Origin of the sequence: Exiguobacterium sp. s168 (assembly GCF_018619035.1) — a bacterium.
Taxonomy (GTDB): domain Bacteria; phylum Bacillota; class Bacilli; order Exiguobacteriales; family Exiguobacteriaceae; genus Exiguobacterium_A; species Exiguobacterium_A acetylicum.
This window is the reverse complement of record NZ_JACSNE010000026.1, coordinates 38,354-48,524: the sequence shown is the minus strand read 5'-3', so window position 1 is coordinate 48,524 and position 10,171 is coordinate 38,354. Positions and strand designations below refer to the sequence as shown.

8 protein-coding genes, 15 tRNA genes and 1 rRNA gene are annotated in these 10,171 nt (G+C 46.6%); 23 read left to right on the top strand and 1 reads right to left on the bottom strand.

All coding sequences use genetic code 11. The features are described 5' to 3' along the window. The 20 genes from rrf to KNQ15_RS13605 form a co-directional block, all read left to right on the top strand. A 5S ribosomal RNA gene (gene rrf, locus KNQ15_RS13700) occupies positions 1-98 on the top strand; the annotation flags it as partial. 6 nt (positions 99-104) lie between these two features. After that, positions 105-179: transfer RNA gene (locus tag KNQ15_RS13695), tRNA-Asn, on the top strand. A 26-nt stretch (positions 180-205) separates the two neighbouring features. After that, positions 206-296: transfer RNA gene (locus KNQ15_RS13690), tRNA-Ser, on the top strand. Positions 297-317: 21 nt separating this feature from the next. Next, positions 318-392: transfer RNA gene (locus KNQ15_RS13685), tRNA-Glu, on the top strand. Positions 393-402: 10 nt separating this feature from the next. Then, positions 403-476, top strand: a tRNA-Met gene (locus KNQ15_RS13680). A gap of 8 nt (positions 477-484) precedes the next feature. Next, a tRNA-Asp gene (locus KNQ15_RS13675) sits at positions 485-560 on the top strand. Positions 561-567: 7 nt separating this feature from the next. Then, positions 568-643 (top strand) — tRNA-Phe (locus KNQ15_RS13670). 31 nt (positions 644-674) lie between these two features. Beyond that, positions 675-758 (top strand) — tRNA-Tyr (locus KNQ15_RS13665). 4 nt (positions 759-762) lie between these two features. After that, positions 763-833 (top strand) — tRNA-Trp (locus tag KNQ15_RS13660). Positions 834-842: 9 nt separating this feature from the next. Next, positions 843-915 (top strand) — tRNA-His (locus KNQ15_RS13655). Positions 916-925: 10 nt separating this feature from the next. Then, a tRNA-Gln gene (locus KNQ15_RS13650) sits at positions 926-997 on the top strand. A gap of 8 nt (positions 998-1,005) precedes the next feature. Next, a tRNA-Gly gene (locus KNQ15_RS13645) sits at positions 1,006-1,080 on the top strand. A 6-nt stretch (positions 1,081-1,086) separates the two neighbouring features. Then, positions 1,087-1,160, top strand: a tRNA-Cys gene (locus tag KNQ15_RS13640). A gap of 36 nt (positions 1,161-1,196) precedes the next feature. Next, a tRNA-Leu gene (locus tag KNQ15_RS13635) sits at positions 1,197-1,277 on the top strand. A 4-nt stretch (positions 1,278-1,281) separates the two neighbouring features. Next, positions 1,282-1,352: transfer RNA gene (locus KNQ15_RS13630), tRNA-Gly, on the top strand. A gap of 38 nt (positions 1,353-1,390) precedes the next feature. Next, positions 1,391-1,461: transfer RNA gene (locus KNQ15_RS13625), tRNA-Gly, on the top strand. A gap of 87 nt (positions 1,462-1,548) precedes the next feature. After that, complete coding sequence (gene queG / locus KNQ15_RS13620) at positions 1,549-2,709, top strand: tRNA epoxyqueuosine(34) reductase QueG (protein WP_214729784.1); 1,161 nt, start codon at positions 1,549-1,551, stop codon at positions 2,707-2,709. Then, complete coding sequence (locus KNQ15_RS16960; RefSeq protein WP_214729783.1) at positions 2,684-3,163, top strand: methylated-DNA--[protein]-cysteine S-methyltransferase; 480 nt, start codon at positions 2,684-2,686, stop codon at positions 3,161-3,163. Before queG ends, KNQ15_RS16960 begins: the two co-directional genes overlap by 26 nt. 3 nt (positions 3,164-3,166) lie before the next feature. After that, positions 3,167-3,640, top strand: coding sequence for a tRNA (uridine(34)/cytosine(34)/5-carboxymethylaminomethyluridine(34)-2'-O)-methyltransferase TrmL (gene trmL, locus KNQ15_RS13610; protein WP_029340916.1), 474 nt, complete (start codon positions 3,167-3,169; stop codon positions 3,638-3,640). Between the two features lie 238 nt (positions 3,641-3,878). Beyond that, positions 3,879-4,445 carry a DUF5366 family protein gene (locus tag KNQ15_RS13605; protein ID WP_029340917.1) on the top strand — a complete coding sequence of 189 codons (567 nt, stop codon included), beginning with the start codon at positions 3,879-3,881 and terminating at the stop codon, positions 4,443-4,445. 1 nt (position 4,446) lies between these two features. Here the strand turns inward: KNQ15_RS13605 and KNQ15_RS13600 are convergent, their stop codons facing one another. Further along, complete coding sequence (locus KNQ15_RS13600) at positions 4,447-6,222, bottom strand: transglycosylase domain-containing protein (protein ID WP_214729782.1); 1,776 nt, start codon at positions 6,220-6,222, stop codon at positions 4,447-4,449. A gap of 205 nt (positions 6,223-6,427) precedes the next feature. Between KNQ15_RS13600 and KNQ15_RS13595 the strand changes: the two genes are divergently transcribed. Genes KNQ15_RS13595 through glgA form a run of 3 tightly spaced genes read left to right on the top strand, consistent with a single transcriptional unit; the run spans position 6,428 to position 10,169 of the window. Then, a complete protein-coding gene (locus tag KNQ15_RS13595; RefSeq protein ID WP_023467324.1) occupies positions 6,428-7,588 on the top strand; it encodes a glucose-1-phosphate adenylyltransferase in 1,161 nt (386 codons plus the stop codon). Between the two features lie 14 nt (positions 7,589-7,602). After that, positions 7,603-8,703 (top strand): glucose-1-phosphate adenylyltransferase subunit GlgD, encoded by a 1,101-nt coding sequence (glgD, locus tag KNQ15_RS13590; RefSeq protein ID WP_023467325.1) that lies wholly within the window; start codon positions 7,603-7,605, stop codon positions 8,701-8,703. A gap of 14 nt (positions 8,704-8,717) precedes the next feature. Beyond that, positions 8,718-10,169: a glycogen synthase GlgA gene (gene glgA, locus KNQ15_RS13585; protein WP_029340919.1), complete on the top strand. Its 1,452-nt coding sequence runs from the start codon at positions 8,718-8,720 to the stop codon at positions 10,167-10,169. Positions 10,170-10,171: the final 2 nt, after the last annotated feature.

Below are 10,171 nucleotides of genomic sequence, written 5' to 3'. Positions count from 1 at the left end.
GTGGTCACACCCGTTCCCATGCCGAACACGGAAGTTAAGCACTTGAACGCCGAAAGTAGTTGGGGGCTTCCCCCTGTGAGGATAGGACGCTGCCAGGCGATCGTTCCGCAATAGCTCAGCGGTAGAGCAACCGGCTGTTAACCGGTAGGTCGTAGGTTCAAATCCTACTTGCGGAGCCATTTATTACTTCTTCACCACGTACAATGGAGAGCTGTCCGAGTGGCCGAAGGAGCACGATTGGAAATCGTGTAGGCGTCAAAAGCGTCTCAAGGGTTCGAATCCCTTGCTCTCCGCCATCATCACTTTCAATTCATAATGGCCCGTTGGTCAAGCGGTTAAGACACCGCCCTTTCACGGCGGTAACACGGGTTCGAATCCCGTACGGGTCACCATTTATAGCGTCGCGGGGTGGAGCAGTCTGGTAGCTCGTTGGGCTCATAACCCAAAGGTCGTCGGTTCAAATCCGGCCCCCGCAATTACATACGGTCCTGTGGTGTAGCGGTTAACATGCCTGCCTGTCACGCAGGAGATCGCGGGTTCGAATCCCGTCAGGACCGCCATTGTTAAGGCTTTGTAGCTCAGTTGGTAGAGCAAAGGACTGAAAATCCTTGTGTCGGCGGTTCGATTCCGTCCAAAGCCACCATCTTTAAAAAAAACATGATTTTCCCAATTGTGGGGGGGTAGCGAAGTGGCTAAACGCGGCGGACTGTAAATCCGCTCCCTCGGGTTCGGCGGTTCGAATCCGCCCCCCCCCACCACCATAGGGGCATAGTTTAGCGGTAGAACTACGGTCTCCAAAACCGTCAGCGCGGGTTCGATTCCTGCTGCCCCTGTTTACCATGGCGATTGTGGCGAAGTGGTTAACGCACCGGATTGTGATTCCGGCATTCGTGGGTTCAATTCCCATCAGTCGCCCTCTTATTATTGGGCTGTAGCCAAGTGGTAAGGCACTGGATTTTGATTCCAGCACGCGAAGGTTCGATCCCTTCCAGCCCAGCTTTTCAAGCGGAAGTAGTTCAGTGGTAGAATACGACCTTGCCAAGGTCGGGGTCGCGGGTTCGAATCCCGTCTTCCGCTCCAATGAGTGGCGCCATAGCCAAGTGGTAAGGCAGAGGACTGCAACTCCTTTATCGTCAGTTCGATTCTGACTGGCGCCTCCAACTATTTCTCAATTAAATAGTTTTGCAAGAGATTGTGCCGGTGTGGCGGAACTGGTAGACGCGCACGACTCAAAATCGTGTTCCTTTGGAGTGTCGGTTCGATTCCGACCACCGGTATCTTGCGGGTGTAGTTTAATGGTAAAACCTCAGCCTTCCAAGCTGATGACGAGGGTTCGATTCCCTTCACCCGCTTTATACTTTTTACACAATCTGATGTTTCACCTGATCATGCGGGTGTAGTTTAATGGTAAAACCTCAGCCTTCCAAGCTGATGACGAGGGTTCGATTCCCTTCACCCGCTTACCAAAAAAGAGCAATGTGTCGTTTTCGCTGACACCTTGCTCTTTTTGTTTAGGAAGGAATCTTAACAGGAAAGGAGTGAGTCGTGATGGATGGTGTACAATTGAAACTGGCTTTACAAGAGTACGCAACAGAGATCGGAATCGATGAGCTGAAGGTGACGACGGCTGATCCGTTTCTTGTTTTAAAACGTAGACTCCAAGCACAACAGGAGAAAGGCTTTGCTTCTGGTTTCGAAGAGCCGGATCTCGATTTACGAACGACTCCTTCATTACTCGTAGAAGATGCCGCTTCGATCATTGCGATTGCGGTCGCGTATCCAAGTACCCTTAAAAATGCGCCGCGTGGCAAAGAAGGAGAGCGGCGCGGTATCTTTTGTCGATCGTCTTGGGGGCTCGATTATCATCAGGCGTTGCGCCAACGTTTGACGTTACTTGAAGAAAAAATCCAAGAATTAAATCCAGGTGCAAGGACGCGCTCAATGGTCGATACGGGAGAACTCGTCGATCGTGCTGTGGCGGAACGAGCAGGTATCGGATTCAGTGGGAAAAACTGCTCGATCATTAGTGAGAAGCACGGATCCTATCTCTATCTTGGTGAACTAATTACAGATATCGTCCTACCGCCTGATCAGCCAGTCGAAGAATTGTGTGGAACATGTAATAAGTGTATCGACGCTTGTCCGACGGATGCGCTTGTTGAACCTGGCGTCATCGACGCTAAACGGTGTATCTCGTTTTTGACACAGACGAAAACGCTGCTTCCAGAACCATTTCGAATGGCGCTTGGGAACCGTCTATACGGTTGTGATACGTGTCAGCAAGTCTGTCCATATAACCGGAAGAGGAATGCGACACATCACGCTGAACTACAGCCGGATCCAGAACAAGTCAAACCGCTCTTAGTCCCACTCTTATCCATGAGTAACCGTGAGTTCAAGAGTCGGTTCGGAACATTATCCGGCGCATGGCGTGGAAAGAAACCGATTCAGCGTAATGCGATTTGTGCGCTCGTTCATTATCGAGACAAGAGCGCGATTGAGGCGCTACGGTTAATGACGGAAAACGATGCCCGCGAAGACATGCGGGCGCTTGCACTCTGGGCAGTTGGTCGAATTGGTGGAGTCGATGAGAAGTCGTACATCAAATCACGTCTTTTAGCGGATACTGCAGTGGATGTTCAAACAGAAGGACAACGGTTACTTGAGGAGTGGGGGGAATCAGATGCCATTTCAACAGCTCACTTATGAGTTTGGTACATTGCTCGTCGCATGGGAAAAAGAGCAAATCGTGTATCTCGATTTTGGATTGAATGAAGAGCGTGCTCGGACCTATTTAAAAGAAGAAACCGACGAAGGTGAGTTACCGAAAGCTTGGCGCATGGCATTTGATCGTTACGCACAAGGAGACATACAAGCGCTTGACGCGCTTCCTTGTCAGTTACGTGTCACACCATTTGCAGAGCAAGTATTGCATGCTTTACGAACCGTTCCGTTTGGTCAGACGATCAGTTACGGTGAACTGGCTCGAATGATTGGCAAACCAAAGGCAGCACGAGCCGTCGGCGGTGCCTTGAATCGGAATCCGATCGCATTGATTTATCCATGTCACCGCGTCATAGGGGCGACGGGTAAACTGACGGGTTTTGTAAGTGGGATTGCCCATAAAGAAGCGCTTTTAGCGCATGAGATAGGAGAGAATTGAATCATGGCTATTCATGTCGTTATGTATCAACCGGAGATTCCTCAAAATACAGGAAATATTTCACGTACCTGTGCAGCGACGCATTCCGTCCTTCACTTGATTCGACCGCTCGGCTTCTCGACGGACGATAAGCAACTTAAACGTGCGGGTCTTGATTACTGGGAATTCGTCGATGTTCGTTATCATGATTCGTTAGAAGAACTGTGGGAGAAACATCCGGAAGGTATTTTCTACTATATTACGAAATATGGGGAACAGTACCCGAGTCAGATTGACTTATCGGACATCGAACAGGACTATTTCTTCGTCTTTGGTCGGGAAACAAAAGGATTGCCGCTTGAAGTCATCGATGCGAACGCAGAACGGTGTATCCGTCTACCTCAATCGAACCTCGTTCGTTCACTGAACGTCTCAAACACGGCAGCGATCATCGTCTATGAAGCATTACGTCAACAAGGATACGCAGGTCTTCTGTAAAGCAAAAGCTCCATCCTGAATCAGGATGGAGCTTTTATGAATTATTCGTTACCTTCAGGTTTTTTGTTGTAGCCTGCAGTGAAGATTGCTGTCAAAAACGCAAGACTTACGCCGACCATTAAGATAAATGCCATTTTTGTTTCCCCCTTCAGTCTCTTGAACCGATATAATCTATTATAGTATACCTGTAAGTGAAATTGTGTGCTACATATGAATTTTCTATGAATGGAGACTCCACATGCGTACGAACGTTTACCTATTAAGTTATGCCCCGCTGATCAGCATTTTGTTATTTAGTACGTCCCTTGCGATTGCAACGACGGAACTCGCATTACATTGGCTCGATCAAGTCGGCGTGTACGATGAACTACTTCAACTCTTGACGGCACGCGATACGAAGCTCGTCGTTTGGCTTGGCTTTTTGATCGTCTACTTTATGATCTTTAGTTCGCTTAAACTATTATCGGATACGATCAATCAGCTCGGTTTTGCCTTTTTCATCAAGGAACAAGAGGGAACGACACTCGGTATGTTACGTCCGGGAAGTATTCTGCTACTTATCGGAGGTTGTGTCAGCTTCGCCTTCATGACGTCCTTCTTGCATGTCGGCATCGTGTTGCTTGTGTCCTTTTTCATCTATTTTATCTTTTACACGGTTCAAATCAGTAAAATGACGAGTGCAGCAGGAGCCGTCGGTTTGATCATCTTTTCTTTCTTAGCCTGGGGTGTTCTGCTTGCTGGTCTATCATGGGTCGGTCTAACTTTATTCAATTCCTTCGGGGAAGCGATTTTATTTCCGAGTTGACTTAAGGACGTAAAATCTTCGCCCATGTCTGGACCTGTAACGTTGCATTCGCCTCAACAGGGAAGGGACGCGGGCGATCTGCCCCTAGCCAAATCCCTCCGATATGTTGATTCTTAATACCGACGAACCACATGTCCTTGTTATCGTTCGTTGTTCCTGTTTTTCCTCCGATATAGCGCGCAGAGGAATCATATCCTTTGCGTCCCGTTCCATATGTCATGACATTTTTTAAACCAGCCCGTAATTCCCGATTCGTCTGACTGGACCAAATGCGTTGTTCCTTTTCTTGTGGTCGTTCGACCGTTCCATTCTTAAGCGTAATACTTTTAATCATCGATGCCGGTCGATAGAGCCCATCATTAACGAATACGGTATAAGCGTTCGTCAGTTCATATGGACTGATTCCGTACTGTAAACCACCTAGAGCACTCGTAAAGGTGTCATCCTCACGTGTCCATTGGCTGAACTGGAACGGACGGATGGACTTCAATCCTTCCCGGAAAGACACCGCGAATGCTCGAATGGCTGGTGTGTTATAGGAGTAAGCGATCGCATCAGCAATCGTTACTTGTCCGAGAATTCGATTTCCGCTATTTGACGGACAGTATCCATCGATACAGACGGGACTACCGTCTAACGTGCTCGACAAGCGGGCTTTCGTTTTTTCAAGGTAAGGACCATAGACAAGTAACGGTTTGATAGCTGAACCAGGTTGGCGGTACGACTGCACTGCTCGGTTGAACTGACCTGTCAAATTCGATTTGTAGCCGACAAGAGCCGTGACCCCGTGTGTTTGTCCGTCGATGCCAACATAAGCACCCTCAATCGGGTCGGGTAGATTGCGAAGAGCTTCTTTAGCTCGTCGTTGTTCTGCTGAGTCGAGGTATGTCGAGATGACCGCACCTTGTTGATGCAGATATTCTGCAGCATGCTTCTCACTCCAACCATTTTTTTGAGCCGTCATCCGAACGGCAGCTTGAACGGTCGCATCGATATAGTCCGGATAAGGAACACTCGGTTTGTAGGATCGAGGCGACACACGAGAAATAGCAAAATCTTTTGTCAGGACACGATCGCGTATTAACGCTTGAACGATTCGTTGCTGACGTTTTTTTGTGTTTTCAGGAAAGCGTAGCGGGTCATAAAGAGAAGGATTGTTCGGAATTGCTGTCAGAAAACTGATTTCAGACCAACTCAACTCGCGTGCTGGCTTATTGAAATAGGATTTCGCAGCAAGTTCGATGCCATAAATATTATTCGCAAAATAGGCTTGATTGACATACGCTGTCATCAGTTCTTTTTTCGAATATTTTTGCTCCAACGACACAGCAATTAACAGCTCTTTTATTTTTCTAGTATATGTTTTTTCGTTTGACAGATACGTCATTCTTGCCAGTTGTTGTGTGATCGTACTGCCACCTTGAGATTTAGAATCAGACTGATTTTTTGTAAACGCGCGTAAGATTCCTGTGATGTCATATCCGTCATGTTGATAGAAACGCTGATCTTCAATGGCAACAAACGCTTGCTCAACTTTTTGCGGCAATGTTCGAGGAGTTAGGTCATCCCGTCGTAATCCGTCATAGAGCTCGACTCGTTTGTTTTCATAGGTTACAGTGATTGGTTGGTAGGAGGTCAGTGGATGTCGCGTCGTCTGTTCATCGGCCCAGAAAAAAAGTGTACGTGCTGTTTTCAGCTCATCTTTGATTGAAAATAAGGAAAATAGAAGCATCGTCGCAAGACCAAGTAAGACAAGATATCCTGTAGTAATTCGCATGAGAACTCCTTTCAAAAAGCCATTTCATTCCTATTATCGGTCTTTTATGGAGAAATCAATAGATTTTTTTTCGGTTTTTGTATTTTAATAAACCTATTTTGCAGGAATGTTATATTAAAAAGAGAAAAGATTGGGTATATAAAAGTATCTGTGGATTTTACAACGCGAATTGTCTGAAAAAAAGAGCATAAATGGAGGGGACGAAATGGCTAAAAAGAATGTCGTTGCGATGTTACTTGCAGGCGGAGAAGGGAAACGTCTGGGAGCTTTAACGAAACATACTGCAAAACCAGCTGTTGCATTTGGAGGAAAGTACCGGATCATTGATTTCCCGCTATCGAACTGTACGAACTCAGGAATCGATACAGTTGGTGTATTGACGCAATATGAACCACTTGAATTAAACCGTTATCTCGGAATCGGGAGTCCATGGGATCTGGATCGCCGTAATGGCGGATTAACGATTCTTCCACCATACCAAGCACAGAACGGCAAAAACTGGTATGAGGGCACAGCAAATGCTATTTATCGAAACATGAGTTATATCAATCAATTTGACCCTGAATATGTTCTTGTTCTATCAGGTGACCATATCTATAAAATGGACTATGAAAAGATGATTGAGGAACACCGTGTGACAGGTTCTGATGTCACGATTTCCGTACGTGAAGTACCATGGGACGAGGCACCGCGATTTGGTATCCTCAATACGGACGATGACTTACGAATCAATGAATTCGAAGAAAAACCAAAAAATCCGAAATCAAATCTTGCATCGATGGGGATTTATGTCTTTAACTGGGATATCTTAAAACGCCACTTGATTCAAGATGCCGGCGATGCGGAATCAAGCTTTGACTTCGGTAAAAATATCATCCCGAACATGCTTTTTGAAAATCTCAATATCCGTGCGTATAAATTCAAAGGGTACTGGAAAGACGTCGGAACGATTCAATCTCTTTGGGAAGCGAACATGGACCTATTGACGGCAGAGCCTGAGTTCGATTTGTATGAACCGTCATGGAAAGTACATTCGGTCAACCCGAATCAGCAACCACAATACATCGGGAATGCTGCGACAGTCGAGACATCGATCATCAACGAAGGATGCCACATCGAAGGAGAAATCAATCATTCGGTTCTCTTCTATGGTGTCGATGTAGCAGAAGGATCACTCGTCAAGGACTCGGTCATTTTCCCGAACGTCAAAATCGGACGAGACGTCACGATTCACCGGGCAATCTTAGCAGATGGCGTGATTGTTGAAGATGGTGCGACGATTGGGTCTCCGGACGGAGAAGTCTTCGTCATTGAAGCAGACAGTATCGTCAAAAAGAACGAAGTCATCAAAGAAGCGATTCAATAAGGGGGATATACGAAATGAAGGTCGATCTATTAGGCGTCATCAATCTGAGTGGTGAAGAAGGATTTTTTAAAGAATTGACAGAACATCGCAACTTGGCAGCAGTGCCATTTGCCGGTCGTTATCGGTTGATCGATTTTACATTGACGAACATGGTACAAAACGATATCGCGAACATCGGGATTTTTACGCTCGAGAAATATCGTGGAATGATGGATCACCTTGGATCAGGTAAGGAATGGGATCTTGACCGTTCAAACGGCGGACTTTACATCTTCCCACCCGCATTATCACAAGATGCGAATGAGTTCCGCGGGGATCTATCGAACTTCCATCTGCACCGTGATTTTTTCCTTCGCAGTAAAGAAAATTACGTCGTTGTCTCTGGTTCAAACATCTTATCTGCAGTAGATTATCGTGATGTGTTACGCGAACATAAAGAATCGAATGCGGATATCACGGTTGTTTATACGAAGCGTGAACTACCTTGTAAATACTGCCGTCCGATCCGTTTTGGCGAACAGAATCGCGTAACGGCAATCGGATCACGGGGTTTCCAGCCGACGGATGAGACATTCTACATGGAAACGGTCGTTCTGTCGAAAAATCTCTTTGTTCGTTTAATTGATGAAGCGATTGCTCGTGGTGAGTACGACTTACTTCAGAGTATCATTCGTTCGCAGTTGAACCGTCTACACGTGCATGGTTATGAGTACAGTGGTACATCACAAGTCATTCACTCGCTTCGTTCATACTATCGTGAGAGCATGCTGTTGCTTGAACAATGGGGAGCAATCAATGACTTCCAGCATGTCTATACGAAAATCAAGCATGAGCCACCGACACGTTATCTACCGGGTTCTGACATCAAGAACTCACTTGTCGCGAACGGCTGTAAATTAGAAGGAACGACGACGGACAGCATCTTGTTCCGGGGTGTCAAAGTCGGAAAACACGCTCGTGTCAAGAACTCGATCATCATGCAAAAATCAGTCATTGAAGAAGGCGCGGTCGTTGAGTACGCGATTCTCGATAAAGAAGTCACCGTCAAACGCGGTCAAGTCATCCGCGGAACGGCAGAAGAACCAATCGTCATCAAAAAACAAACAATCGTTTAAAGGAGATGTCATTCATGAAGGTATGGTTTGCTGCCACGGAAGCGACACCCTTCATCAAGACAGGGGGGCTAGCTGACGTCGTCGGCTCGCTCCCCTTAGCGCTTGCTGAGGAAGGGGCGGACGTTTCGGTCGTCTTACCCAATTACGGTCAAATCAAGGAGCAATATAAATCAGAGATGGAGTTCTTGTTCGACTTCATCGTGCCAGTCGGTTGGCGCCAGCAATTTGGTGCTGTCCTCCGATTAAAACAAGATGGTGTGACGTTCTATTTCATCGATAATGAGTACTACTTTAAACGAGATGGCGTCATTTATGGACATTACGATGATGCGGAACGGTTTGCGTATTTCTCACGTGCTGTCCTTGAGATGATTCAACATCTGGATCGGAAAGAAGTACCGGACGTCATCCATTGTCACGATTGGCAAACAGGTGTGATTCCAGCGTTCCTGCGAATCCATTATCAACACCTAGAGCGCTATCAAGACATTAAAACGGTCTTTACGATTCACAATCTACAATACCAAGGTGTCTTCCCAGAGGAAGTGCTCGGTGACTTACTTGGTTTGAGTCATGAACATTTCACAGCAGATGGGATCGCTCATAACGGTCTCGTCAATTACATGAAGGCAGGACTCGTCCACTCCAATCAAATCACGACAGTCAGTCCGTCGTATCGTGATGAGATCATGGATCCGTATTACGGTGAGACGCTTGAGCCGGTCTTACAACATCGTGCTGTCGACGTGCGTGGCATCTTGAACGGGATCGACTATCGTCAATTTGATCCTGCGCATGATACGCATCTCGTTGAGACGTATTCCGTTGATACCGTCACGGAAGGAAAAGCAAAAAACAAGGCTGCCTTACAAGAGGAACTAGGTCTCCCGATCAATCCGGACGTACCACTGTTCGGTTTCGTTTCTCGTCTTGTCGACCAAAAGGGAATCGATTTACTCGCGCATATCTTGCCAGACTTGTTCGAACTCGATGCGCAGTTCATCATTCTCGGATCGGGTGAAGCGGAATATGAAGGGTTGTTCCATCATGCGACATCGATTCGTCCAGACAAAATCGCTTCTTATATCGGATTTGACGTTGGTCTCGCACAACGAATCTATGCAGGAAGTGATGCCTTCTTAATGCCTTCGCGTTTTGAACCGTGTGGTCTCAGTCAGTTGATTTCGATGAAGTATGGCTGTTTACCGGTCGTTCGGGAAACAGGCGGGCTCCGTGATACGGTCAAACCGTTCAATCAATTCACGTTAGAAGGAAATGGATTCTCGTTCGCGAATTATAATGCACATGAGTTTTTAGAAGCGATTAAACGTACGATCGAGGTGTATCATGATCGACCGGTCTTTGAGCACTTGATTGAGACAGCGATGAATGAAGACTTCAGTTGGTTGCGTTCAGCCGATGAATACTTGGCGTTATATCGTTTGATTGCACCGTCCGCCACTTGATC